Source organism: Virgibacillus sp. Bac332 (assembly GCF_003667785.1).
Lineage (GTDB): Bacteria > Bacillota > Bacilli > Bacillales > Amphibacillaceae > Virgibacillus > Virgibacillus salarius.
Window position 1 is genome coordinate 981,729 of the sequence record NZ_CP033046.1, and the last position, 26,522, is coordinate 1,008,250.

Sequence of the window (26,522 nt, forward strand, 5' to 3'; positions counted from 1 at the left end):
TCCCCCACTTCATTTCTATATGGTGACTACCGATTCAGATTTATGGATTGTCTTACTATTTGCTATCTCTATTAATCGATTCTTTAAAGCGTGTGAATCTAAACTCGTATACGTTGTTAGAATATCTTGAATGCTCTCTATTTGGATCTCTGTCGTTTTCCCAATATAAATTTTTGGATAAATCTGTTGATCTACTATTTCCTGTTCAGTAAGTAGTTCCTCAAACAGCTTTTCCCCCGGCCTAGCTCCGGTATAGGTTATCTCTATATCATCAAGTGTAAAGCCCGAAAGCGTGATTAAATTTTTGGCAAGGTCAACGATTTTAATAGGCTCTCCCATATCTAGTACAAAAATTTCACCCCCATTAGCTAATGCACCAGCTTGGATAACTAGCCTTGAGGCTTCAGGAATTGTCATGAAATAACGAACCATATCTGGATGTGTTACGGTAACTGGTCCTCCTCTTTCGATTTGCTTTTTAAATAATGGTATAACGCTTCCGCGGCTACCTAATACATTTCCAAACCTAACAGCGACAAACTTTGTATCACTTTTTCTATCCATATCCTGAATAATCATTTCTGCCAGTTTTTTTGATGCACCCATGACACTAGTTGGATGAACAGCCTTATCTGTTGAAACCATTACAAAAGTCGTCACCTGATGTACGCTGGCAGCTATTGCTACATTCATGGTTCCTATCATATTATTTTTTACAGCTTCTTCTGGATTTTTTTCCATTAATGGTACATGTTTATGGGCTGCAGCATGATAAATAATATCTGGCTTGTGAGTTTTTATCACATCCATCATCTTATCCTTATCTTGAATATCTGCAATAATTGCTGTGATTTCAACTGCATCATTCTGCTTTTTTTCCTTTAACTCCATCTCAATGGTATAAATACTGTTCTCACCATGACCTAGCAGTATTAAATGACTTGGCTGAAATTCTATTAGTTGTCGTGATAATTCCGATCCTATCGATCCACCGGCCCCTGTTACAAGAACCCTCTTTCCTTGAATATTTTTGGAAATACTTTCGATATCTATATCTATCGGTTCTCTTCCCAAGAGATCCTCCACTTCGACATCACGAAATTGATTTACAGAAACTTTCCCCGTAATCAGATCCTCCAGTAAAGGTAAGATCTTTGTTTCTGCTTTAGTTTTAGCACATTCCTGAATAATGGGCTTTAGCTCCTTTTCAGGTAAAGAAGGAATAGCAATAATAATATTATCTACTTTACGTTCTTCAACAACATCGACAATCTCCCTTACGCCACCTATAACAGGAAGTCCTAAAATATCAAGATTTTTCTTTTTGCTATTATCATCAATAAAGCCAATTGGTAGCAATCTACATTCACTATTTTTTAATAATTGTCTTGCAACCATTGTTCCTGCTGATCCGGCACCAACTATCAAAGTTCTCACTTTTGTTGTTCGTCTATTTATAATAGAATCACGGTACAATCGCCAAACTAATCGTGAACCACCAATAAAAAACAAATGTAGCAGCCATGTTATCATTAAAAATTTAAGTCGTATTTCTTGTAATGCAATGAATTGAACAACACCTGTAACGAATGCAGCGTAAGTTACAATTTTTAAAAGTAGCAATAATTCATTTGTACTTGCATATTCCCATACTTTTTTATAAAGTTTATAAGATAATGAAAAGAAATAATGACTACATAAAATAGCAATCGTACTTATCCATAACAATGTGTTCTCGACATGAATAGGCTCCCCAACTAAAAAACTACTTATAAAAATGGCAGAAAGTACAATACAGGAATCAATGCAGATAAAAAATGATAACCTTTGTCGATATGTCACAAACTTCCCTCCCCTCATACAAACTTTCTTATGTAAATAGATTGGGCATCTAACCCATCCTCACACCACACTATCGACGACTAGCGTCTAAGGTTTGACAACCCACAGCATGACCGAGTGCCTACCTTGATAACGGCGAGTAGACATCACCATAAACCAGTTTTAATTCTTAATAACGAACAATTGGTTTAAAAAAATTTATTTGTATTTTTCATTGATAATAACTCCCATTACATTCGCTTTCGCCAATTCAAGCACTCTTTTAGCCTCGATAACGTCCTCTAAATCCGTCTTCCCTCTGCCTACAAGTAAAACCACACCATCACTATAATTTGCCAGTAACCTTGTTTCTGTATATTTTAAGATAGTTGGAGAATCAATTAGAATAACATCATATATCGTTTTGAACTCTTTCAATAATTCCTGCATCTTCGCACTTTCTACTATTTCAGCAGGGTTAAAAATACTCGAACCACTTGTAAGAATATCAAGCTCACCAATTCCCGTCTGATTAATAACAGAGCTCCATGTTAAATCTTTTGTAAGCAAATTCGTTAGCCCTAAGCTTTTTTCTTTTTTAAAAACACTCTGTACGGCTGGACTTCGTAAATTAGCATCAATCAACAGTACCTTTTCATTTTGTTTAGCCATCGTAACAGCTAGATTTGAAATAGCTGTTGATGTGCCTTCCCCGCTTCCTACCGATGTAAAGAGAAATATTCGATGATTTGGATTATTGGTTAAAAACTTCATATTGGATCGAATTGTTCTAAATTGATCCGCTATGATCGAATCAGGATAAGCATGTGTTATAAGATTTCCCTTCTTCATGTATTTACGCTTACTCTTACTTAATATCAGCTGTCTCACCCCTTACGTTTATTTCTCTTTGTCTTCTTCTTTTTACAAACTTTTTCTTATTCACGTTCGATATCGATCCAATTACCGGTACACCAAGAACCAATTCTAACTCACTTTCTTTTCGAATTGTTCCATCCAAGGAATCAAGTAAAAAAATTAATCCTAAACCAGTAATGGCACCAAATATAAATGAAATAATTACTATTTTATGCTGTCCACCATTTATAGCTTGATGATTTTCATCCGCAGAAGATAGTAATTGCACCTCTTTAAAATCTAAAATATCGGCAATTTCGCTTTTAAACGCTGTAGCTGTCGTATTGGCGATTTCAACAGCTTGAGCAGAGTCGCTGTCCCTAACAGAAATCTGTACCACTTGTGAATCTTCTATTCTCGCTACCTCAATTTGTTCGGCAAGCTCTTCAGATGTTTGTGATAGCTGTAATTCTTCTTTCACTTTATCCATAATTAATGGGTCGGTAATCATTACCATGAGTGTCTTCATATATTCACTATCCGCGCCAATAATCACCCTTGTCGACGTTTGATAAATAGGGGTATTATTAAAACTGTTATATAGATAGCCAGCTGATGTAAAAAGAATGGTAATGGCAATAACTAGCCATGCTCTTTTTTTTAACAAATCAAATACTTCTTTTAAGTTAATATCCTTCTTCTTTTTTTGTATATTTATCGTTTCATTGTCCATGAAGGTACCTCCCCTATTATTTATGAATGCTTTACTTTCTTAATAACATCCCTATCATTCTTTATATAGAACAATTAAAGCAAAAAAATTACTATTTTAGCAGGAAGCAAGATATATTAGTAAACCGTCTAATAGTTATTTATAGTTTAGTTCTTTATAAAGAACAAGTCAACAATTAATTTTTTATCATCCTGTTTTTATATACATGAATTTACTACAAAAGCTCAATAGTCCAACCACAGTATATGTGCAAATAATGCACTTTAGAACAGATTATTTAAAAACAGCGAAGGACGCTATAACATATATGGATATTTCGATATGTTATGTTCCTATGTGAGATGATATTCAATACATTGATTCCATGATTGGAATGAAAAGGTACGACTCCTACGGAATAGCGTGGCCAAGTGAGACCCCGCAGAAGACAAGCGATGAGAAGGCTCACGGACCGCCCGTGGAAAGCGTCCGACTGTAGTGGAAATGAACAGTATTCTACTATTCAGCTTTTTCATATTTCAATATGACTAGCTAATTGCTGAAGTTGACTCAGTTTAGAATGGGAAAGGAATAATTTGTTTTTATGGACCTATAACTTCAACTCATCAAAACCTAGTTGAAAAGCTCATATAAACAAAAAAACGGGGTTGCCCCATTAAATTCATTTAGAATCGACTGTTGGGACAGTCCCGTTTTCTATAACGACGTAGATTAATTTTTACTACCAGACTAATTACCTTTTGGTACCTGTTAAATTAGCTATATACACTTCGTACAACATTGGTTTGCGAGCGATCCGGTCCAACAGAAAAGATGGATAATGGAATCTCCGTTAACTGAGAAACACGTTCTAAATAATGACGTGCATTCTCAGGGAGCTCGTGCAAGCTTTTCACATTTGTGATATCTTCTGTCCATCCAGGCATTTCCTCATAGACTGGTTCACATTCAGCAAGTGCCGCTAAACTTGCTGGAAATTCCTTAATAATTTCCCCTTTATAACGATAAGCTACACAAATCTTCAATGTTTCAATACCTGTTAGTACATCGATAGAATTTAAAGATAAATCTGTAATACCACTTACACGACGTGCATGACGAACAACAACACTATCAAACCAGCCAACACGACGCGGTCTCCCTGTTGTTGTCCCATATTCACGACCAACCTCACGAATCTGGTCACCAATCTCATCATGTAACTCCGTTGGAAACGGTCCATCACCTACACGCGTTGTGTATGCTTTGGAAACACCTACTACATGATCAATCTTTGTAGGCCCAACACCAGAACCAATGGTTACTCCTCCAGCAATTGGATTAGAAGATGTTACAAAAGGATAGGTTCCTTGATCAATATCAAGCATGACACCCTGCGCACCTTCGAATAATACTCTGCGTCCATCGTCTAAGGCATCATTTAATACAACAGATGTATCACATACATATTTAGCCATTTGTTGCCCATAATCATAATATTCTTCGAGAATATCCTCTACTTGAATAGGTTCTACCTCATAAACCTTCTCAAACAAACGATTCTTCTCTTTTAAATTTTGCTCTAATTTTGCACGAAACGTTTCTTTATCCATTAAGTCCGCAATGCGGATACCGCATCTCGCTGCTTTATCCATATATGCTGGACCAATTCCTTTTTTAGTCGTTCCAATTTTATTTTCGCCTTTTTCTTCTTCCTGCAAGATATCTAATTTTAAATGATATGGCAAGATGACGTGAGCACGATTACTTATCCGTAAATTATCTGTAGATACATTACGTTCGTGTAGATAAGCAATCTCCTCCACAAATGCCTTTGGATCGATTACCATACCATTACCCAATACACATGTTTTTTCATTAAAAAATATTCCAGATGGAATTAAATGTAATTTATACGTGATGTCATCAAATTTAATCGTATGCCCTGCATTGTTACCTCCTTGATATCGTGCAACAACCTCTGCATTTTGCGATAGGAAGTCCGTAATCTTTCCTTTCCCTTCATCGCCCCATTGTGTTCCAACTACTACTACTGATGACATGGTGCACCTCCACTGAATTAATATATATTATACGTTTTTCTTTAATCACAAAAGTAATTTTATCAGTATAAAATCAGATAGTCAATTCAAAACACGAACATTTATATAGAAATTAATGTAATTGTTCGGTAAAGTTGATTAAAAAGAATCAAAGCGCAAACACCCGTTTAAAAACGTAGCGGCTGGAGCACGTCAACGGAGATAAAAAATCACGGTGAGCTTGCGATCCGCTGATGACTTAGATTAGGACAATTTGTGAAGTCGCCTAGTTTCTAGACGAGGGCTCAACACGCCACTATTTATCCACACATGCTAATTTTATAATTTCTAAACATAAAAGAGGCTGGCACAAAACACAACTTCTTTACTCAAAATACGAATAATCATATTATCAATCTGAGTATCATCGCCACATCGTGAAAATATACGCGCTTTCCACGGGCACGGACTCCGCTAACTTGGTAAAGAAAAACACGTTACCTCGTGGATCTTCGGACAAACTGTAGACATAGTAACTTGATATTTTGCGAATAACTGGCTATGTGTTAAACCATTCTTAAAAGCCAACAATACTTCATATTTCCATTCTACTGAATATGATTTGTGAGTCATAAAAACTCCCCTTCATGTAGAAACAGATTTTTACTTTTTAATCTGTCTGCCTTAAGGGGAGCATATCATTTCAACTAATTATCGTTCGTTTTAATTGTCTCTTCATTCTTTTTTCTCACTCTCTCTAAATTAAACAGGGACTGGTGGTACATCACTTTCTTGATAACGATGATCTAAATCAACGAATTTATTGTATTCCTTAACAAAAGCTAATTCTACATTTCCTACTGGACCATTACGTTGTTTAGAAATAATGATTTCGATTATATTTTGTTTTTCCGATTCTGAATCATAATAATCATCACGGTATAAGAAACCGACGATATCCGCATCTTGCTCAATACTACCAGATTCACGTAAGTCCGACATCATTGGACGCTTATCCTGTCGTGATTCAACACCACGTGATAACTGTGAAAGGGCAATTAGTGGTACATTCAATTCCCGAGCTAAACCTTTTAAAGAACGAGATATTTCTGATACTTCCTGTTGTCTATTTTCCTTGGAATTTGCACTACCCTGAATAAGCTGCAAATAATCGATCAATATCATTCCAAGCCCATGCTCCTGCTTGAGACGACGACATTTAGAACGTATATCAGCAACACGTACTCCAGGTGTATCATCTATATAGATCCCAGCATTCGATAAGCTCCCCATTGCCATAGTTAGCTTACTCCAGTCATCAGCTTGCAACTGACCATTACGTAGTCGTTGTGCGTCAATATTTCCTTCTGCACAAAGCATACGTTGAACTAATTGATCTGCTCCCATCTCTAAACTAAAGATAGCTACATTTTCATCCGTATTAACGGCTACATTTTGAGCTACATTCAACGCAAATGCAGTTTTACCTACAGATGGGCGGGCAGCGACAATAATAAGATCATTACGCTGAAATCCAGAAGTAATCCGATCCAAATCTCGGAATCCAGTCGGTATCCCTGTCACATCAGCACTTTGATGATGAAGTTGTTCAATATTGTCATAAACATCAATTAGTACATCCTTGATGGCCTTAAATGCTCCAGAATTTTTCCTTCCAGAGACATCTAAAATACTCTTTTCTGCCTCATTAACAACATCTTCTACTTCATCTTGTCGTTCGAAACTAGAAGTAACAATGTCTGTTGCTGAACGTATTAGCCTTCTAAGTAATGCCTTTTCCTCTACAATTCGACAATAATAACCGATATTAGCTGCTGTAGGTACACTTTCCGCAACCTCTGATAAATACTGAACGCCACCAGCTTCTTCTAACTGCTGTGCATTATGCAAATAGGAAGTTACTGTGACAACATCAATCGGCTCCCCACGATCAGCAAGGGCAATCATGCTTGCAAATATCCGCTGATGACTAGCACGATAGAAATCTTCTGGTACCAGTATCTCTGAAGCAGCAGAAAACGCATCTGGATCAATGAAAACCGCACCAATAATGGATTGCTCAGCTTCTATATTATGTGGTGGAGTACGATCATTCCATGACTCATTCATTGATTGTTTTCCCCTCTCTGAAGATGTAAATCTAAGCGCAGGGCGCCTGTTTTACTAGATGTTTCTACAACGTATTATTTTTCTGCAACATGTACTTTGATTGAACCTGATACCTCTGGATGTAGCTTAACCGGAACAGTTGTATAACCTAATGCTCGGATAGGTTGGTCCAATTCTATTTTACGTTTATCAATTTTATACCCGTAGTCTTTCTTCAATGCTTCAGAAATTTGCTTGCTCGTTATAGAGCCAAATAACCTACCATTTTCCCCAGACTTAGCACTTAGTTCTACAGTTAAGTCCGCAAGCTTATCTTTTAGATCCATTGCTTCTTCCTTTTCTTCCTGTTCTAGCTGCTCATCTTTACGCTTCTTCGCTTCTAATGCTTTCATATTACCGTGCGTTGCTTCTTCAGCTAGGTTGTTCTTTAATAAGTAATTACGCGCATATCCATCAGATACATTTTTAACGTCGCCTTTTTTTCCTTTTCCCTTTACATCTTTAAGAAATATTACTTTCATTCTGATTCGCTCCCCTCATAATATTCATCTAAAATTTCTTTTAATAATCGCTCTGCTTCTACAATTGTCATATTATCTATTTGTGTGGCTGCATTCGTCAAATGGCCACCACCATTCATTTTTTCCATAATCACTTGAACATTGACGTCTCCTAAGGATCTAGCACTGATCCCTACCCTTCCATCCTTCCGCTCTGATATAACAAAGGAAGCTGTAATCCCACTCATTGTTAAAAGTATATCAGCTGCTTGAGCAATTAGTACAGGGCCATGAACTTGCCCTTCTTCTGCACTAGAAATAGCAATTTTATCTCGATATACTTTCGATCGCTCGATTAGTTTACTTCGTTCCACATATACATCAATATCTTCCTTCAAAAATTCCTGAACGAGTACTGTATCAGCCCCTTTTGCTCGAAGATATGATGCTGCATCAAAGGTTCGTGAACCTGTTCTTAGTGTAAAGCTTTTTGTGTCTACGATGATTCCTGCTAACAGCGCTGTTGCTTCAAGCATTCGTAGCTTTAATTTTTTGGGTTGATATTCTAATAACTCTGTCACTAACTCAGCTGTAGAGGATGCATAAGGCTCCATATATACTAACGTTGGATTTTCGATAAACTCTTCTCCACGTCTGTGGTGATCGATGACCACCTTATAATCCGTCTTCTGTAAAAGTGTTTCACTAGCTACCATTGATGGACGGTGTGTATCAACTACTACAACTAGACTTCTCGCACCGATAAGTGATTCTGCTTCCTCTGGATCTACAAAATGCTGCCATATCCTCTCTTCCTCACGAATCGCATTGACAAGGCGATATACACCTGTATCGATATCTTCTGGGTCAAATACGATATGTCCCTCTACATCGTTGGCAATTGCAATATTAAGGATTCCGATAGCAGCCCCTAATGCGTCCATATCAGGCGCTTTATGTCCCATAATAATGACATTGTCACTTGCCTTTATCAGTTCCTTTAAGGCGTGGGAGATCACACGAGCCCTAACTCGTGTACGTTTTTCCATTGGATTGGTTTTCCCACCATAGAAACGAACCTTTCCAGATTCATCTTTTATTGCAACTTGATCTCCACCTCGACCAAGTGCAAGATCAAGGCTGGATTGTGCTAACTCACCGAGCGTAGGTAAATCCACATACCCAACACCTACACCAATACTTAATGTTAACGGCGTATTTCTTTCACCAATTAACTCTCTCACTTCATCAAGTATCTCAAATTTCACTTTTTCAAGCTGAGCCAAAATCTCTTTTGTCCCAACAGCGATAAAGCGCTCTTGAGATGTTCGCTTCAAATATAGTCCATGATGTTTTGACCATTTGTTTAAAACAGAGGTAACTTGTGAATTCAAATGGCTTTTATTTGTATCATCCATGTTCTGGGTAATTTCCTCATAATTATCAAGGAAAATAAATAATATAACGGTTTGTTCATTACGGTAGAGGTTTTGTAATTCTGATTGCTCCGTTCGATCAAATAAATAAAGAAGTCTCTCTTCCTTCTTTACTGTTGTCTGAAATACATAACCCTGTAATTCAAACCAAATTTCATCCTTATTTTCTTTAATTTTTGGTATTAAATCCTCTGATAACGAATGCAGAGAATTCCCAACTAAACTGTCATCATCAAATTGATTCATATATGGATTTGCCCATTCAATTTTATAATCCTCACTAAACAAAATAATACCAAACGGCATTTCCAATAATGCTTCTTCTCCCACTTTTTTAATTCGGTGAGATAATGTTGTTATATATTGCTCCGCTTCATCTTGAAGCGTTTGCTCAGAACGGATACTATAATAAAGCGAAACAGCTAAAAGCACAGTCATGATTAGTCCTACTACCCACTGGAAATACCAGATAACACTAAGCAGAATTATAGACAGCACATAAATGACCCATACATGATTTCTCAGTGTTGGCTTCTTTTGTTTATCTGACATCACATTCAGCTCCTACTGTGCATTACCTTTATTTTCATAGATCTGCTAATCCTTCTCTGCTAACTTATCTCTTAACCCAAACCCTAAATCAAATATTCCTATAAAGCGAATAATAAATAACATCATAGGGAAAAGCACTCCGATCACCACACAAATTATTGGAAATGCTTTTGTTATCTTCTTATAGTTAGCATAGAAAAACAGAAATGAAAAACCTTGAATCGTAACGAGCATTTGTGTTAAAAGTAATAAGTTTTGGGTCGCCATATATTGCAAGCTTTCCGGGTCCGTAAAAATAAATGCAAATAACAAAGCAATTACATATACAAAGATGATTGAATTCGGAAATCGCAATTCACGAAATGGTGGAAACCGCAAGTCTTTCCGTTCTATTCGATTTAGAAATTTATAACTGAACCATTGACTGAGAAATGCCATTAAAATAGCAATTGTAGCTAAGAAAAATGGAAACAGAGTTACAAACGCATGGATCGTTTGTTGCATGATCTCATCAATTTCTTCCAACTGCGCTTCAGCAGTGAATTGTTCGATCACACCTGTTGACATCTCCATAGATTCGTTAAATATTTGCTCCATTGCATCTATTACATTTATCTGAAATACAAATTGTGTAAAAACAAATGCAAATAATAATCCGATGATAAACCCAAAAGTCCCCCTTGCCCATGTCTCATAAGCAGAGAGGTTTCGATAAATAGAGCTACCAATCATAATCCCGCCTAGCCCCATTAGAACTGTCATTGGTAACGTATAGATCGTTGTAAATAAGATCGTCATTACAATAGAAAAGGCAAACATGATTAGGGCTGGCTTCCAATCATACCTTGAACTATAAATAATAAATGGAATTGGCAATAAAAATATGGATACTATCGGTATAATTGGGACAAACAGGCTCACTAGCAATAATCCCATGAATACCAGTGTTAATAGCGCCCCGTCAGTTAGTTGTTTTGAATGATTCATTTTGCACCCCATCTTACTTTGGTTGTAACTACGTCATTATAATATGATAACATGTTTTCGTTGCAAATGGTTGTCGAAAAGCGTAGAAAAAATTATTTCCCGGGTAATAAATTACGGAATGAAGCCATAAAGGAGTACATATTTCTACAAGAATTGTAAGTAATTGTTATATTATCTCGCTTTCTTTCTTTTTTATGATAAATGTCATCCTTTTTTCAACTACTTAATAAGAAATTGTCCTTCGTTTCCTTTATAATAGTAAATGAAACTAATATGTAAGGATGACTTATATTGATTTTTCTAAATGCGTTTTTACATAGTATCAAATTACCTAGAAAGAAAGCAATCTTTCAGCTTAATCGTATAGGCATGGACATTACGATTATTTACATGTTTATTCTATTACTGCTTGTATCTATTCCGTCTCTGATTGATCGAATCACAAATTCTAGTAGCCATAGCGCTGATCTTAGCTTTATCTTTTTGATTATTTACTTTTTCATTTTTTATTATTTACCAATGGCTATTATCGTTTTTATATTGCTTTCTGCTATAGCGTATATTGGTACTAACTTAGCGAAAATAATGGGTAGAAAACTAAAATTCTCGATCATTTGGAAAATGACTGCCTTTACTACGACGGTACCGTTTTTTCTTTACGCGTTAATAGCATTAACTACCCCAATTAGTGATCATTATTTATGGTTTTTTTGTGTTTATTCCCTTGTATTGCTAATTATGATTATATCTGTATATCCAAAACGCCGAACAAAATAGTCGAGCACAACTTATGACAAGGAGTTTTTAAATGAAATACCTCGTTCTGTTATTCTTTAGTTGTATTACGCTAACAGGTTGTTCCCTCTTTAATCAAGAGGAACCATTTCAAAAATCTACAGAAGCTAATAAACTCTTAGTTTCTGCCGCTGCAAGCTTAGCTGATGCTTTACCAGAGGTTATTACAGCTTTTGAAGAGGAATATCCTAACATTAATATAACCGTCAATTACGGAGGCTCTGGACAACTATCGAGACAAATTCAGCAAGGGGCTCCTGTCGACATATTTTTATCTGCAAATCAACAATGGATGGATACGCTTACAGAAGAGAAATTAATTGCTGAAGATACACGTACAGACGTTATCGGTAATCATTTAGTGTTAATTGGTAATAAGCAATCTTCACAGTCAATAGCTTCTCTTCAGCAGCTTTCCGACATGCAAATTGATCAAATTGCAATCGGAAATCCTGAGAGTGTGCCTGCTGGTATTTATGCCAAAACAGCATTGCAAAATAGTGGTGTTTGGCAGTCGTTAGAGGAGCAATTTGTGTATGCAAAAGATGTACGTCAAGCACTTACTTATGTAGAATCAGGTAATACAGAGCTTGGTTTTGTCTATGCATCTGATGCTGCTATTTCAAATGATATACGAATAATAACAGAAGTCGATGAGACGCTATATCCAGCTATTGTGTACCCTGCTGGCGTTACTTCATATAGTACAAACCGTCATGATGCAGAGACCTTTATCCATTTCTTGAAACAAGATAAGGCTGCGGCTATTTTCAAGTCCTATGGCTTCCGTAACATCCATTAATGTGCAAAGGTTGAAGTAGATATGGATTATACACCATTAATTTTATCAATTAAAATTGCTGGCATCGCAACTTGTATAGTATTTTTGCTTGGTGTAAGTTGTGCGCGATTAATTTCGCGAAATCAATTTCCAGGAAAACGGCTATTAGAAGCATTGTTTCTACTCCCACTTGTTCTTCCGCCGACTGTAGTTGGTTTTGGGCTTCTATTCATCTTCGGTAAAAACGGCCCAATTGGTCGTCTTTTACTCCAGTGGTTTGATTATCAGATTGTCTTTACTTGGGTTGGTGCAGTAATAGCTGCTGTGGTTGTATCATTTCCCTTGATGTACCAAAGTGCTGCTGCTGCATTTCTAAAATATGAGAAAAATCTTGAACACTCAGCACTTACAATGGGAGCATCTAAATGGAAAGTATTTTGGACAATTTCCTTCCCCTTAGCATGGCCAGGTTTGGTGGCAGGTTTTGTGCTTTCCTTTGCAAGGGCTCTTGGGGAATTTGGGGCTACTTTAATGGTCGCTGGTTATATACCTAATCAAACAAACACCATTCCTTTAACCATTTACTTTGCTGTAGAATCCGGAAATATGCAAACTGCTCTATTTTGGGTTATAGGTATTGTTATTGTCGGCTTTACTGCAATCCTTTGGCTTAATTGGTGGAGTGGTAGAAATATATTGAAGCTTACCAAAGAATAAGATACATCCAGACCTAGTCTATAAACGAATGTGACAATAAGAACGTTAGAATAATAGATTTGTCGCGTTTATAGCTTGATTTTTGATAAAGGAGCGAATTGTTCGATGCTTTCCGTTACGATCGAAAAAAGACGAAATCATTTTATATTAAATACGGCATTCGATATTCATAATGAAATCGTTGTCCTATTCGGACCCTCAGGGGCAGGTAAAACAACGATCTTAAATTGCATAGCTGGGCTAACTCATCCCGATAAAGGCAAAATCAGCCTTGGAGAGCGAACTTTATATCAGAATAAGCAGCAAAAGCCCGTTCCTATTCATAAACGTAGAATCGGCTATTTATTTCAGGACTATGCATTGTTTCCCCATATGTCAGTTGAAAAGAACATTCGTTATGGGATGAAAGATCCATTACTTGTTGAACAATTAATAGATATAACTCGGATACGCCCATTACTCCACCAATATCCACAACAAATATCAGGAGGGGAAAAACAACGTGTAGCATTAGTTAGAGCACTTGCTACCAAGCCGGAAGCTCTGTTATTAGATGAGCCATTTTCCGCTTTAGACGAGAAAACGCGTGCGGATTGCCAAAATGAATTAAAACGTCTTCATGATTATTGGAAAATACCTGTTATTTTAGTTACACATGATAAACAGGAAGCCGACATCCTGGGAGATCGAATCCTACATATAAAAGATGGGTCCTTGCATTCCCCTTAGATTACTTTATAAAAGCAACTAATACATGTATGAAACAAATGTGCTTTAATTAAACAAAACTAGAAAAAATGATTCGTGCAACGAAGTGACTCCGGAAATATACTTCGCTTTCCACGATTGACTAGAGCTATGTATTTAAGATCTCATTTAGATTGGCTTGTAGCTAATTTCTTCTTTATAAGAAAAACTGAGCAAAATTCGCTCAGTCCTTATCACTAAATGCTCAGATTTACGCTTCCTCTAGTAGCTATTATGGAATAATAGCTACTGCTTGACCACCACTCCAGCTGCCCACTTCCCTTTCCGTGGGGTTTGTCCTTCAGCTAACTTTTTTAGCAAAACCCGCTCAAAAAAGTGGATCTTTAGGTCAAACATTTCCCACAGGAGTTGAAGTGGCCGGCCTTCGCTATTATCAGGCTCTACAACGCTAGCATGAAGTAACACAGCTGCTTTTATACTCACGGATAGCGATTTTCACTTTACCCATTGTAAAAAAAGTCAACCTATTACTTATGACAAGAATTGTTGCACCTTCTCATAGCGGAGACTAATTACGTAGACTCCTGCGGGAATTGCGCGAGCCGAAAATCCACTTTGCAACGTGTTTCTTTGCAAAGTTAGTTGAGGCCGTGCCCACGGAAAGCGAAGTAATTAGTCGGAGCATTGCCAATATACATCAAACATTTCAAAATAACTACTTGGCTTAACGCAGTCATTGCACTGATTTTATACTTTCTTAACTTATAAAAAAAGTTATCACCCCATGCCTAGCAATAAGCATAAGGTGATTACGTTTTTCACATGAACGTGAGTAACCTCTTGAAGAGCTTTGCTCTAAACGCTTGAGGTTACAGCACGTATTAATATATTATTTTTCTCATAGTAAAACCGTTATCAAACTAAATGAATATACAAGATAACGTATAACTCCTATTATGCTTGTTTTTCAATATACACTTGATGTGGGAAAGGTATATCAATGTTATTTTGATCAAATGCTTCTTTAATTGCTTTACGAAGCTGTCTTTCAACTGCCCACTGTTCCATATTTTCTGTTTTTGCAATAACCCGAAGTGTAATATCAGAATCACCGATTGTTTGAACACCTAACACATCTGGTCCTTCTACAATTGTCTCATTCTCTTGCTTTATCTTGTCACAGACCTCTTGAAGGATTGTCATGGCATGGTCAATATTATCATCATAAGAGATACCAATGTCAACGAGAGCTCTCATATTACCACGAGAATGATTACTTAGTGAACTAATCTCTCTATTAGGGATAAAATTCAAAGTCCCGTCAAAGCTTCGAATTTGGGTTGTTCGTAAACCTACTTCTTCGACAATACCACCGTATCCTGCTGTCGTTACATAATCGCCAACATCTAGTTGTTTTTCCAGTAATAAGAAAAAACCAGTTACGACATCACTTACCAGACCTTGAGCACCAAAGCCAATTGCTAATCCGATAATACCTGCTCCGGCAATTAACCCTGCAGCATTAATTCCAAATATACCAAGCACTATTACCAAGGTGATAAAAATGAGAACATATGAAAAAAAACTAATTGCTAATGCTTGTAATGTTTGTGTTCTACCAACAGACATCTTCTTTTTAGTCTGTACCTTTGAGAAAGAAGATTGAATTAGTTTTTTTCCAATGGCACGAGTAATCAGGAAAGCAATCAGAATTGCGACTAATTGAATGAGTATAATACCAACATCTAAAATAACTTCTTCCCATTCGATGTTTTCCAACCATTTCATTTTAAAATCGACTCCTTTGCGAGTTATGATTATAACAAAAATTTCATCTGTAAAAAAGCACAAAATAGTTTTTGATGGAGTTGTTTTCGAAATTTAACCTATTTCATTTTCCATTGTTCACCAATCCATTACTATCGCAAATCCAATATGTAAAATATTAAACGATCGTATCTTTCTTATATGGTATCAGTTCCTCATAGCTATATGCTCTGAGGAACTGTCTGAAAATGGTAATGCAATCAATAATCCCTTAATAACGCTCTATAAAAAATCTGCTTACCAAATACCACCCTTTTAAAGGGGTATAGCCAACCAAATTTGGTTGGCTATATCCCTTTAGTTGAATAAGATAGTTAATCTAGAGACCTGAATCTTGCTTCTAGAAAAAGAAGGAGTTACTATTCTCTTCCCCAATTTTATTAATCATAAACCTCCTAGATAGATTATTAAATATACGAAAGCGTTAATATAGAGTTAGCTATATGATAAGTCTATCAAATCATTATAAGAAATTCGCTAACGTAAGTGGATGACAATGATTCAATAGGAAGCATATATACCACCATTCCTTCATATGTACATATAATAATAAAAAGGCATCATAGGTCTTAGCCTATAATGCCTTTAATAACTATTTATTACTCAGCTACATATGGCAATAAAGCCATTGTGCGAGCACGTTTGATTGCTTTTGTAAGCTTACGTTGGTATTTTGCTGAAGTTCCTGTTACACGACGAGGAAGAATTTTCCCGCGCTCAGAGATGAAACGTTTTAGCAAATCCACGTCTTTGTAATCAATGTGTGTAATTCCATTTGCAGTGAAGAAACACACTTTACGACGCTTTGCACGTCCGCGACGAGCTGCCATAAATAACCCTCCTTTTCATTTTAAAATGGTAAATCATCATCTGATATATCGATAGGCTCTCCATTATTTTTAAATGGGTCCTCTTGGTTTCTATTTGGTTCAAATTGGTTCTGGTTTCTATTTGGTTGGAATCCTGATGTATCCTGTCCTCCACCTTGAGAGGTGCCTTTAGATTCTAAGAATTGTACGCTGTCTGCAACAATTTCTGTAACAAAAACAGTTTTCCCATCCTGACCTTCAAATCTACGCGTTTGCACACGACCATCAACCCCAACCATACTTCCCTTTTTCATGAAGTTCGCTAGGTTCTCTGCTGGTCTACGCCAAACAACACAATTAATGAAGTCGGCTTCACGGTTCCCCTGTTGATTAGAGAATGGACGGTTTACTGCAAGTGTAAAGTTAGCTACAGCTACTCCACTTGGTGTATAACGTAAATCAGGATCCTTCGTTAACCTGCCGACAAGAACGACACGATTTAACATCAGAACCACTCCTTATTATTGATCATCTTCTCGAACTGCAATATGACGAATAATATCATCAGAGAACTTCGCTAGGCGATCAAATTCGTTAATCGCTTGTTCATCAGCACTGAAGTTAATGATTACATAATATCCATCACGGTAGTCATTGATTTCATAAGCAAGACGCTTCTTACCTTTTTCATCAACCTTTTCAATCTCCGCGCCATTATCAGTTAGAATTCCATTGAAACGCTCAATTAAAGCTGTCTGCGCTTCCTCTTCCATATCTGGGCGGATGATGTACATGATTTCATATTTTCTCATCCGTAACACCTCCTTTTGGTCTTAGCGGCTCCTAAATATTGATCAGCATTATTGCCTCCCGCAATAGGAGCAAGGAGTAATCGTAAATTATAATTACTCACAATAGTGTATTATACCAAATCATATTGTAAATAACAAGCCTTCGAGAGATCCTTCAATACATTATACATATATAATATTCGTCCTTAGCGGTTATTTCCTGACTATACATTAAAGCGAAAATGAATGACATCTCCATCTTTTACAACATAGTCTTTACCTTCTAACCGCACTTTTCCATTCTCTTTTGCCTGTGACATTGTTCCTGCTTCTACAAGATCATCATATGATACCGTTTCAGCGCGAATAAATCCTCGTTCAAAATCTGTATGAATAATTCCAGCTGCTTGAGGGGCTTTAATTCCTTTTTGGAATGTCCATGCACGGACCTCCTGTTCTCCTGCTGTAAAGTAAGTAGCTAAGCCTAATAAATGATAGGAAGCTTTGATTAATTTATCTAACCCTGATTCAGCTATTCCTAGATCTTCAAGAAACATTTCCTTTTCTTCGACATCAAGCTCAGCAATTTCTTCTTCAATCTTGGCACATACAACGATAACCTCGGCGTTTTCCTTTGCGGCATAGTCTTTAACCTTTTGTACGTTCTCGTTTGTATCAGGATCGGCAACCTCTTCTTCACTCACATTTGCTACATAGAGTGTCGGTTTACTAGTTAATAGATGTAGACCTTTTACCACTTTATATTGTTCTTCTGTAAAATCTAGTGCACGTACAGGCTTTTCTTCTTCTAAACCAGCTTTAATTTTGACTAGTATATCATACTCTGCAACAGCTGCCTTATCTTTCTGTCTAGCCAATTTTTCTACACGTTGAAAACGTTTGTTAACTGTTTCCAAATCAGCAAGAATTAGTTCCAAGTTAATGATTTCAATATCATCAATAGGATCAATTCTTCCAGATACATGCGTGATGTTATCATCTTGAAAACAACGTACCACTTGGCAAATCGCATCAACTTGACGAATGTGGGATAAAAATTGGTTTCCTAATCCTTCGCCTTTACTAGCTCCCTTCACAATACCAGCAATATCCGTAAATTCAAATGCTGTAGGTACTGTTTTTTTTGGTTTTACTAATTCTGTTAATTTATTTAAGCGATTGTCTGGTACTTCCACTATTCCGACATTAGGATCAATTGTAGCGAATGGATAATTCGCTGCTTCTGCCCCTGCTTGTGTAATAGCATTAAATAATGTTGATTTACCCACATTTGGAAGACCGACAATTCCTGCTGTTAGAGACATTCAACTTTCACTCCTTAAGGATTCCATTCATATAAACGCGTTTGTCATTCTAATTATAGATATTTGCTAGACAAATGACAAGCTGACAAAAAACAAAAATAGGCATAGAAACATGCCTACTTTTGCGTTTTACCCTATCACGTTGTAAATATTTCTTTCTGTCTGCTACCATTGTAACATTTTCTAGGTGTCATAGTCTATTTTAACTACTTTTATTCTTCTGCTTTTTCTAGCACTTTTTTCATTTTTTTAGTGAATTGTCTACGCGGTATCATCACACTATGATCACAGCCTAGACATTTAATTCGAATATCCATACCCATGCGAATAATTTTCCAGCGATTTTCCCCACATGGATGCGGCTTTTTCATCATGACGACATCATTTAACGCAAACTCTTTTCCTGCCATCTTGTTTTTCTCCTTTTTATCTCATTATAACTACTATTTATTATTCTCGCTCAGGTGTTTGTTCCGTTTGACTATTCCCTGATTCTTCATAATTTAATTGGTTTCTATTTGTCTGCGTTTGTTGCAGTTGTGATTTATCACGGTTGAGAATATTATCTTTTTGTTCACGAGAATACATAACAATTCGTGGTGCAGGGATTTCAATACCTGCTTTATACAGCTTATCCTGCATTTCTTTACGAATATTTCTTTCGCCTGCCCATTGAAAGCCTGGCAGCGTATCTGCAATTACTCGTATAACAAAGTATGAAGCTTCTAAATTTTGCACACCGATAATCTCTGGAACACCGACTAGAAAGTCATACTTATCAGGTAACGTTACTGCCACATCATTAATAATCTTCTCCGCATCATCTACACTGCTTTCATATGGAACGTTAATATCAACAATAGCTAGACCATTATGAATAGAGTAATTTATAACCTGAGTAACATTTCCGTTTGGTAAGATATGCATTTCACCTGTCCAACTCAATACTTTTGTAGTTCGTAGACCAATTTCTTCAACTGTTCCTTCGATACCAGCTACTCCAACATAATCCCCTACTGAGAATTGGTCTTCAAAAATAATGAAAAATCCTGAAATGATATCTCTAACAAGATTCTGTGCACCAAAACCAATAGCTAGTCCTGCAACACCAGCACCAGCTAGTAACGCTCCGACCTGAAAACCTAATACATTATCAAGTATCATGATGAACGCAATAAAGTATACAACATAGGTTATCGTACTTTTAATTAATTTTTTCAAAGTATTTTCTCGTCGTTCTGTAATTCGAATTGGGCCATTCTCTCTTCGTTTAAATAAACGATCGACTACCTTACGGGTGACTCGGACAATTATATAAGCTAGTAGTAAAATTACTAGAATTCGAAGTACACCTAACCCTATCGCTAGCCAAAAATCTGCCCCAGTTATATAATCCCAAAACTTAGATAACTCATCACTAAAATTATTTATTTCCTTGCTAACTTCTTCCTTATCCATATGTACCTCCTCCTGCTGTAAATACCTATGTTTTTTTATTTTCTAATTTATCCCATACCGGAAATAATAATAGTCGCGTTAAAACGTATAAATTTAGTATGCCATATATGGGGTACAAATAGTTTATTAATGTCGAGAAACCTAGTGCTGTTAATGGAATCATTGTAACCAAGGTAACAGAAACAATCAACCATAATGGTTTTTTTATATACTCCTTTATACGCGTTACGATACCCAAAATTCCAGAAGCTGCGGTTGTAAAAATAGCAAACCATAATAGAATACTCATCAGTATTAGCATTTCGAACGGGTAGTGCTTTAAAATTGCAAATAAGGGAATCTCATATAACAGTAATTCATCCGCTATTTGAATTAAGCTATTATTATAAATAAACGAGATAACACCAAGTATTAATCCACTACCAACACTTGCTATCCATATCTCCTGCTTGGACTTTACTTTGTTCCCAATTGCCCCCAAGACCGCAATTAGCGGAAGAATATTTAACGCAGTAAATGGAAATGCGGCTGTCCAATTACGCTGCTCATCCCAATGTGAAAATAAATCAAGTTGTTGATCAATGGTAAACCATAATAATACAAATAGCAGTCCTGTCAATAATAATGGTAATATAAATTGATTCATAGAAAGTAGCCCATTTATTCCCTTCATAAATAAAATAATAAGCGCAATAATTATAATACTTATACCCCACCAATAGGGGAAATTAAACGCTTGAGAAGTTGCCCCACTTCCAGCAATCATAATTACGGTTGTTGTAAAAAGATAAATAAATATCATGACATCATATATTACAGTAAGTTTCTCACCGACAATTTCACGTAGCACTGGTAAATAATGCGTCGATTGTCGTTCAAAGCTTATGGTCATTATCACTATACAACAAATCGAAAAAAATAGGCCAAATAAACAAATAGCTAGTCCACTTTCATGACCAAAAAATTGCCACAATTCCCTCCCAGAAGCATATCCAGCTCCTATTGTTGTTCCAATAATTAAAAACATCCATTTCATACCCGCACGCAGCATGTAAGTTCCTCCAATAATTTAAGAATCGATGTATAGATTTCAAAAAATTTCCGTATACTATACCAATATGTATTTGGAGGATAAGCTATGAATTTAAAAAGCAGATTAGGCCGGAGAAATGAAAATTTCCGTATGCTACATACAGAACCTAATTTTTTACACGTTATGCGTGAGAAAATTATTTCCTGGATGCCGCACTCGCCACGTGATTATGTAGTGGTATGTATTGGTACGGATCGTTCTACGGGAGACTCTTTAGGTCCATTAACTGGTACACTACTAGCTGAGAAAAAAATTAAACATTTATCGATCTATGGTACACTAGATGAACCCGTTCATGCCACCAATATACATGACTATTTACAGGATATTTATAGCAATCATCACAATCCTTTTGTAATCGCAATAGATGCCTGTTTAGGGAAACACACGTCCATTGGACACCTTATTACTGGTACAGGGCCAATAAAACCTGGAGCAGCCTTTAATAAGCCCCTGCCTGAAGTTGGTGATATTCACCTTACAGGTGTTGTTAATGTTAGTGGGTTTATGGAGTATTCTGTTCTGCAAAACACTAGATTAAGCTTAGTGATGCGAATGGCTAGTAAAACAGCGGACTTATTAGAACAGCTTGATCAGCGATTAATTTATCAGCACCATTCTCCTGCAGTTGTCATTCAAGTCGCCAATCCTACAATACCTAATTAGATTATTGAAGTGATTCGATGGTGTGTACATGCATAGAACAAAAGCACAAGCGCTCGATTAGAAACGTAGCGACTGGAGCGAGTCAAATGCTATAAAGGAATCACGGTGCGGTTGCGAGCCAATGACAACTTATCGTCCATGAAGTCGCCTAGTTTCTAGGCGTTGGAGCTGGACACAGCTCAACACGCTCCTATTTATTGACATGGGCAAATTTTATAATTACCTTGATTTCCTAAACTATTAGAAAAACTGAGCAAAATTCGCTCAGTCCTTATCACTAAATGCTCAGATTTACGCTTCCTCTAGTAGCTATTATGGAATAATAGCTACTGCTTGACCACCACTCCGGCTGCCCACTTCCCTTTCCGTGGGGTTTGTCCTTCAGCTAACTTTTTTAGCAAAACCCGCTCAAAAAAGTGGATCTTCAGGTCAAACATTTCCCACAGGAGTTGAAGTGGCCGGCCTTCGCTATTATCAGGCTCTACAACGCTAGCATGAAGTAACACAGCTGCTTTTATACTCACGAATAGCGATTTTCACTTTACCCATTGTAAAAAAAGTCAACCTATTACTTATGACAAGAATTGTTGCACCTTCTCATAGCGAAGACTAATTACGTAGACTCCTGCGGGATTAGCGCGAGCCGAAAATCCACTTTGCAACGTGTTCTTCTTTGCAAAGTTAGTTGAGGCCGTGCCCGCGGAAAGCGAAGTAATTAGTCGGAGCATTGCCAATATACATCAAACATTTCAAAATAACTACTTGGCTTAACGCAGTCATTGCACTGATTTTATACTTTCTTAACTTTGAACAAAGAAGCAGGTGCCCCCATTAGCAACGTAGGACCGAACCACTTCGCATGAGGTAAAGGAAACACAAATAGCCACAGCGATTCACTGTTGACTTATCATAATCATAATCGTAGGTCTCGTCGGCATCTATGAAACGACTTACTCTGTTATACACAATCTTAATCAACAAAAAACAGCGATACTCATGCTGTGATCGCTGTTTCCCTATCTACTAGTTATTATCTTTTTCCAGCTTTTTAATGCGTTCTTCTAATTCTGATAGTTTTTTATACTTATCATGTATCCTTGAGCGGATGCCTTGAATTATAACAACTATAGTTAAAATAGTAACAATTACTGCTAATAACCAGCCTATGTATATTTCCATATACGAAAGTTACCCCCTCATTTAGAATAATTGATATATATAATATATAAAACCTACTGTAATAATAGCTGGCAATAGATTTCCGATTCGAATAGATGTGATTTTTAGTAGATTGAAGCCAATCGCCAGAATTAGTACTCCACCTACTGCAGTTAGCTCTGTTATCATGCCATTCAGAAAGCTTTCTGGAAGGATTTGTTCTATTTGTGTAGCTAATAAGGCAATAGTACCTTGATATAAAACAACCGGGATAACCGATAGGATAACCCCAAATCCTAAAGTTGTCGTTAATACGAGCGCTACAAATCCATCAAGAATTCCTTTTGTAATTAATACTTCATGATCACCACGAATTCCACTATCTAAAGCACCAATTACCGACATGGCACCTATTACAAAAATTAGTGATGCAGTGACAAAACCTTGGGATACGCTAAAATCACTGCTTTTCGTCGTGAATTTACTTCCTATCCATGTTCCCAGACTATTTAATCTTACTTCTAGATTCAATAGCTCTCCTAGAATTGCCCCTGTAAGTAAGCTGAGTAATACAATGATAATTAGCTCTGTGGAAAGTGCCATTTGAACCCCAATAATCATAACTGCCAATCCAATTCCTTGCATAACTGTTTCTTTATACCGTTCAGGAATTTTTGTAAAGAGTAAACCAAACAAACTACCAATGATGATTAATACGCCATTGATGATAGTTCCATATAATGCCATGCCCTCATCATCCCCAATAATTGAATTAATTTAATAGATGCTTGCAATGTCTCTCATTGCTTTTATAAATGGAGTTATTTCTTCTTATGTATTGCTTCTCGAAAGACTTACTCTTACAGCACCTTGTTCGCTGGTTTGCAACATTTCATGCATTAGTGAACTACATTGTAGACAAGCTCGTAATGCGATCTGATAATGTGCATCCAGTATCGTAGCAATTTCATGTGATGATATATCTTTACTATTAAATGCTATCATTGGCAGAGATCATTCATCTATCCTATAGCACGTAACACCAGAAATTGCTTGGAGCTCATTCACAAGCATTTGCGTTAATAATGTTTCACGTGAAACAATTTCCTCTACTTGTTTTTCAAATAAACTTAAAGCAGCAAGTAAACCAGCTATCGCTAGCGTATTCAACGTACCACTTTCAAATCTTTCCGACCATCCGTTTGGTTGCAATACTTCCTCTGAATGGCTTCCCATCCCTCCATGAATAAGTGGTTTTAATTCACCCTTGTACCATAGTATGCCCCCCTCTTTTGGGGATCGCACCTATTTCATTCATTACCCTCATCATCGCCTCGATAACTACTGGTGGTTTCGGATAAGATGAGGCAGCTTGATCAAAATATATCATGATCTATCCGCCAATTCTATTTAGACTATAAGCTGAAGCTCATTAATTTATACGTGTATAGAACAAAAGTACAAGCACCGATTAGAAACATAGCGACTGGATCGAGTCAACGGATATAAAGGAATCACGGTGTGCTTGCGAGCCAATAATGACTTAGATTAGGGCGATTCGTGAACCCGCCTAGTTTCTGGGCGCTGGATCTGGGCGCGGCTCACCACGCCTCTATTTATCCACATAGGCTAATTTTATAATTTCCTAGACTATAACAAAAGACTGACATTTTTCATTGTCAGTCTTTTATTAAAATCATATCATATGTTGTGGCTCGCTCACTGATCTAATACATCCATAATTCGTTGTAAGTCTTCATCATTATAAAACTCAATTTCAATTTTACCTTTTCGTTTACCGCGCTGAATGGAAACTGCTGTACCCAGCCTATTTCTTAAGTATGATTCTCTCTCCTGAAGGAAAATATCCTTCTTAGGCTTTTCTTTCTTCTTCACCGGTTTTTCATTTAACTGAATAATTAACTTCTCTACTTGTCTAACATTCAGCTTCTCTCTCCGTATCTTTTGAATCAGTGCTTGCAGTTTAGTTTTATCTTTCAGACCTAATAAGGCTCGTCCATGACCCATTGAAAGCTCCCCGTTGTTAATACAAGCTATCACCTGATCTGGTAAGGAAAGTAACCGAACGATATTGGCAATATGTGAGCGACTCTTTCCTAACCTCCTTGATAGCTCTTCTTGGGTAATCCTTAATTCATTCATTAAGTTGGCGTATGCATGCGCCTCTTCAATCGGTGTTAAATCTTCTCTTTGAAGATTTTCTAATAGGGCAAGCTCCATCATTTTTTCATCCGATAATTCTTTAATGACGACAGGAAGTTTTTCTAAACCAGCCTCTTTAGCAGCACGGTATCTTCGTTCACCAACAACTATTTCATATCCTTTAATACTTTTACGTACTATGAGTGGTTGAATGATTCCATATTCTAGTATCGATTCTTTTAACTCCTCAATAGCATCTGCATGAAATGTCTTACGTGGTTGATATGGATTTGGTCTACATTCAGTAATGGCTATTTCCTGAATAACATCATCTTCATGCTCTTCAATGTCTGGAAAAAAAGCATTAATACCTTTACCTAACCCTTTCGCCATTGGCCATCACTTCCTTCGCTAATTCAAGGTATACTTCTGCCCCTCTTGATTTTGGATCATAACTTATAATCGGAAGTCCATGGCTAGGAGCTTCACCCAACCTCACATTTCTAGGAACAATCGTTTGATACACCTTATCCTGAAAATATTTTTTAACTTCCTCAATTACCTGAAGACCCAAATTCGTTCTTGCATCTAACATCGTCAACAGTACCCCTTCTATCATAAGTGACTTATTTAAGTGCTTTTGGACTAGTCGAATGGTATTCAATAACTGACTTAGCCCCTCCAAAGCATAATATTCACATTGTACTGGAATAATTACCGTATCTGAAGCAGTTAATGCATTTAATGTTAATAAGCCTAAAGAAGGCGGGCAATCTATAATGATATAATCATACTTTTCTTTCAAGTTTTCTAATGATTTCTTTAATCTTATTTCCCTAGAAATTGTTGGTACAAGTTCAATTTCTGCACCAGCAAGCTGAATGGTAGCAGGTATGATATCTAAGTTGTCTACATTTGTTGGAATACAAACTTCCTCAGCTGGTAGATCTTCTACTAGTACATTATAGATACAGTTTTTCACATCTGCTTTATTAACCCCTGTACCACTTGTTGCATTTCCCTGGGGATCTACATCAACAAGAAGTACATTGTTGCCCAAATGTGCAAGACAAGCACTTAAATTCACCGATGAAGTTGTTTTTCCTACGCCACCTTTTTGATTTGCGATGGACATTATTTTTCCCATGTTGACACCTACCCTAAAACTATATACTTTCTATTTTATCACTTTT

29 protein-coding genes and 1 pseudogene are annotated in these 26,522 nt (G+C 36.7%); 5 read left to right on the plus strand and 25 right to left on the minus strand.

Annotated elements, in window-relative coordinates; translation table 11 throughout:
- Positions 1 to 15: 15 nt before the first annotated feature.
- From D9782_RS04595 to D9782_RS04630, 9 genes are all read right to left on the minus strand, one after another.
- Positions 16 to 1,842, minus strand: a complete 1,827-nt coding sequence (locus D9782_RS04595; protein WP_121604228.1) for a polysaccharide biosynthesis protein — start codon at positions 1,840 to 1,842, stop codon at positions 16 to 18.
- A gap of 198 nt (positions 1,843 to 2,040) precedes the next feature.
- Positions 2,041 to 2,712 carry a CpsD/CapB family tyrosine-protein kinase gene (locus D9782_RS04600; protein WP_240455809.1) on the minus strand — a complete coding sequence of 224 codons (672 nt, stop codon included), beginning with the start codon at positions 2,710 to 2,712 and terminating at the stop codon, positions 2,041 to 2,043.
- On the minus strand, positions 2,690 to 3,412 hold the full coding sequence (locus D9782_RS04605) for a YveK family protein (RefSeq protein ID WP_121604229.1): 723 nt from the start codon (positions 3,410 to 3,412) through the stop codon (positions 2,690 to 2,692). The genes D9782_RS04600 and D9782_RS04605 overlap by 23 nt, the downstream gene beginning before the upstream one ends.
- A gap of 755 nt (positions 3,413 to 4,167) precedes the next feature.
- Positions 4,168 to 5,454, minus strand: coding sequence for an adenylosuccinate synthase (locus D9782_RS04610; RefSeq protein ID WP_121604230.1), 1,287 nt, complete (start codon positions 5,452 to 5,454; stop codon positions 4,168 to 4,170).
- A 453-nt stretch (positions 5,455 to 5,907) separates the two neighbouring features.
- Positions 5,908 to 6,066, minus strand: a complete 159-nt coding sequence (locus tag D9782_RS22715; RefSeq protein WP_162986331.1) for a helix-turn-helix domain-containing protein — start codon at positions 6,064 to 6,066, stop codon at positions 5,908 to 5,910.
- A gap of 129 nt (positions 6,067 to 6,195) precedes the next feature.
- A complete protein-coding gene (dnaB, locus tag D9782_RS04615) occupies positions 6,196 to 7,563 on the minus strand; it encodes a replicative DNA helicase (protein WP_026680458.1) in 1,368 nt (455 codons plus the stop codon).
- 74 nt (positions 7,564 to 7,637) lie between these two features.
- The gene (gene rplI / locus D9782_RS04620; RefSeq protein WP_026680457.1) at positions 7,638 to 8,084 is read right to left on the minus strand and encodes a 50S ribosomal protein L9; all 447 of its coding nucleotides are present in this window, start codon (positions 8,082 to 8,084) and stop codon (positions 7,638 to 7,640) included.
- Complete coding sequence (locus tag D9782_RS04625; protein ID WP_121604231.1) at positions 8,081 to 10,051, minus strand: DHH family phosphoesterase; 1,971 nt, start codon at positions 10,049 to 10,051, stop codon at positions 8,081 to 8,083. Before D9782_RS04625 ends, rplI begins: the two co-directional genes overlap by 4 nt.
- A 45-nt stretch (positions 10,052 to 10,096) precedes the next feature.
- Positions 10,097 to 11,038, minus strand: a complete 942-nt coding sequence (locus D9782_RS04630; protein ID WP_026680455.1) for a YybS family protein — start codon at positions 11,036 to 11,038, stop codon at positions 10,097 to 10,099.
- Between the two features lie 291 nt (positions 11,039 to 11,329).
- On the opposite strand from D9782_RS04630, the gene D9782_RS04635 reads away from it, so the two are divergent.
- From D9782_RS04635 to D9782_RS04650, 4 genes are all read left to right on the plus strand, one after another.
- Positions 11,330 to 11,815 carry a DUF1189 family protein gene (locus D9782_RS04635; RefSeq protein WP_121604232.1) on the plus strand — a complete coding sequence of 162 codons (486 nt, stop codon included), beginning with the start codon at positions 11,330 to 11,332 and terminating at the stop codon, positions 11,813 to 11,815.
- Positions 11,816 to 11,846: 31 nt separating this feature from the next.
- The gene (modA, locus tag D9782_RS04640) at positions 11,847 to 12,635 is read left to right on the plus strand and encodes a molybdate ABC transporter substrate-binding protein (RefSeq protein WP_026680453.1); all 789 of its coding nucleotides are present in this window, start codon (positions 11,847 to 11,849) and stop codon (positions 12,633 to 12,635) included.
- A 21-nt stretch (positions 12,636 to 12,656) separates the two neighbouring features.
- Positions 12,657 to 13,331, plus strand: a complete 675-nt coding sequence (modB, locus tag D9782_RS04645) for a molybdate ABC transporter permease subunit (RefSeq protein ID WP_121604233.1) — start codon at positions 12,657 to 12,659, stop codon at positions 13,329 to 13,331.
- A 105-nt stretch (positions 13,332 to 13,436) separates the two neighbouring features.
- Positions 13,437 to 14,060, plus strand: coding sequence for an ATP-binding cassette domain-containing protein (locus tag D9782_RS04650; protein WP_026680451.1), 624 nt, complete (start codon positions 13,437 to 13,439; stop codon positions 14,058 to 14,060).
- Positions 14,061 to 14,324: 264 nt separating this feature from the next.
- Here D9782_RS04650 and D9782_RS04655 read toward each other — a convergent pair whose 3' ends face one another.
- The 9 genes from D9782_RS04655 to D9782_RS04695 all read right to left on the minus strand — a co-directional run bounded on the left by D9782_RS04655 (position 14,325) and on the right by D9782_RS04695 (position 21,300).
- Entirely contained in the window at positions 14,325 to 14,522 is a 198-nt protein-coding gene (locus D9782_RS04655; protein WP_121603754.1) for a hypothetical protein, read from the minus strand.
- Between the two features lie 471 nt (positions 14,523 to 14,993).
- Entirely contained in the window at positions 14,994 to 15,827 is an 834-nt protein-coding gene (locus tag D9782_RS04660; protein ID WP_121604234.1) for a mechanosensitive ion channel family protein, read from the minus strand.
- A 638-nt stretch (positions 15,828 to 16,465) separates the two neighbouring features.
- Positions 16,466 to 16,696 carry a 30S ribosomal protein S18 gene (gene rpsR / locus D9782_RS04665; protein WP_026681841.1) on the minus strand — a complete coding sequence of 77 codons (231 nt, stop codon included), beginning with the start codon at positions 16,694 to 16,696 and terminating at the stop codon, positions 16,466 to 16,468.
- Positions 16,697 to 16,716: 20 nt separating this feature from the next.
- Positions 16,717 to 17,181 carry a single-stranded DNA-binding protein gene (gene ssb, locus D9782_RS04670; protein ID WP_026681842.1) on the minus strand — a complete coding sequence of 155 codons (465 nt, stop codon included), beginning with the start codon at positions 17,179 to 17,181 and terminating at the stop codon, positions 16,717 to 16,719.
- Between the two features lie 15 nt (positions 17,182 to 17,196).
- Positions 17,197 to 17,487 (minus strand): 30S ribosomal protein S6, encoded by a 291-nt coding sequence (gene rpsF, locus D9782_RS04675; RefSeq protein ID WP_026681843.1) that lies wholly within the window; start codon positions 17,485 to 17,487, stop codon positions 17,197 to 17,199.
- A 203-nt stretch (positions 17,488 to 17,690) separates the two neighbouring features.
- On the minus strand, positions 17,691 to 18,791 hold the full coding sequence (gene ychF, locus D9782_RS04680; protein ID WP_026681844.1) for a redox-regulated ATPase YchF: 1,101 nt from the start codon (positions 18,789 to 18,791) through the stop codon (positions 17,691 to 17,693).
- A 212-nt stretch (positions 18,792 to 19,003) separates the two neighbouring features.
- On the minus strand, positions 19,004 to 19,201 hold the full coding sequence (locus D9782_RS04685) for a DUF951 domain-containing protein (protein ID WP_121604235.1): 198 nt from the start codon (positions 19,199 to 19,201) through the stop codon (positions 19,004 to 19,006).
- Between the two features lie 40 nt (positions 19,202 to 19,241).
- On the minus strand, positions 19,242 to 20,249 hold the full coding sequence (locus D9782_RS04690; RefSeq protein ID WP_121604236.1) for a mechanosensitive ion channel family protein: 1,008 nt from the start codon (positions 20,247 to 20,249) through the stop codon (positions 19,242 to 19,244).
- A gap of 25 nt (positions 20,250 to 20,274) precedes the next feature.
- Positions 20,275 to 21,300 carry a YkvI family membrane protein gene (locus D9782_RS04695; RefSeq protein ID WP_026681847.1) on the minus strand — a complete coding sequence of 342 codons (1,026 nt, stop codon included), beginning with the start codon at positions 21,298 to 21,300 and terminating at the stop codon, positions 20,275 to 20,277.
- Between the two features lie 87 nt (positions 21,301 to 21,387).
- On the opposite strand from D9782_RS04695, the gene yyaC reads away from it, so the two are divergent.
- Positions 21,388 to 22,008, plus strand: coding sequence for a spore protease YyaC (gene yyaC / locus D9782_RS04700; protein ID WP_121604237.1), 621 nt, complete (start codon positions 21,388 to 21,390; stop codon positions 22,006 to 22,008).
- A gap of 326 nt (positions 22,009 to 22,334) precedes the next feature.
- On the opposite strand, the gene D9782_RS04705 is transcribed toward yyaC, so the two are convergent.
- The 7 genes and pseudogenes from D9782_RS04705 to D9782_RS04730 form a co-directional block, all read right to left on the minus strand.
- The gene (locus tag D9782_RS04705; protein WP_121603754.1) at positions 22,335 to 22,532 is read right to left on the minus strand and encodes a hypothetical protein; all 198 of its coding nucleotides are present in this window, start codon (positions 22,530 to 22,532) and stop codon (positions 22,335 to 22,337) included.
- 499 nt (positions 22,533 to 23,031) lie between these two features.
- Complete coding sequence (locus D9782_RS22720; protein ID WP_162986332.1) at positions 23,032 to 23,187, minus strand: hypothetical protein; 156 nt, start codon at positions 23,185 to 23,187, stop codon at positions 23,032 to 23,034.
- Positions 23,188 to 23,208: 21 nt separating this feature from the next.
- On the minus strand, positions 23,209 to 23,913 hold the full coding sequence (locus D9782_RS04710) for a DUF554 domain-containing protein (RefSeq protein WP_121604238.1): 705 nt from the start codon (positions 23,911 to 23,913) through the stop codon (positions 23,209 to 23,211).
- Positions 23,914 to 23,997: 84 nt separating this feature from the next.
- Positions 23,998 to 24,402, minus strand: a pseudogene (locus tag D9782_RS23510) (aminotransferase class V-fold PLP-dependent enzyme).
- A 25-nt stretch (positions 24,403 to 24,427) separates the two neighbouring features.
- Entirely contained in the window at positions 24,428 to 24,556 is a 129-nt protein-coding gene (locus D9782_RS23755) for a hypothetical protein (RefSeq protein ID WP_255637857.1), read from the minus strand.
- Positions 24,557 to 24,885: 329 nt separating this feature from the next.
- The gene (locus D9782_RS04725) at positions 24,886 to 25,722 is read right to left on the minus strand and encodes a ParB/RepB/Spo0J family partition protein (protein WP_026680113.1); all 837 of its coding nucleotides are present in this window, start codon (positions 25,720 to 25,722) and stop codon (positions 24,886 to 24,888) included.
- The gene (locus D9782_RS04730) at positions 25,703 to 26,476 is read right to left on the minus strand and encodes a ParA family protein (RefSeq protein ID WP_026680114.1); all 774 of its coding nucleotides are present in this window, start codon (positions 26,474 to 26,476) and stop codon (positions 25,703 to 25,705) included. The genes D9782_RS04725 and D9782_RS04730 overlap by 20 nt, the downstream gene beginning before the upstream one ends.
- Positions 26,477 to 26,522: the final 46 nt, after the last annotated feature.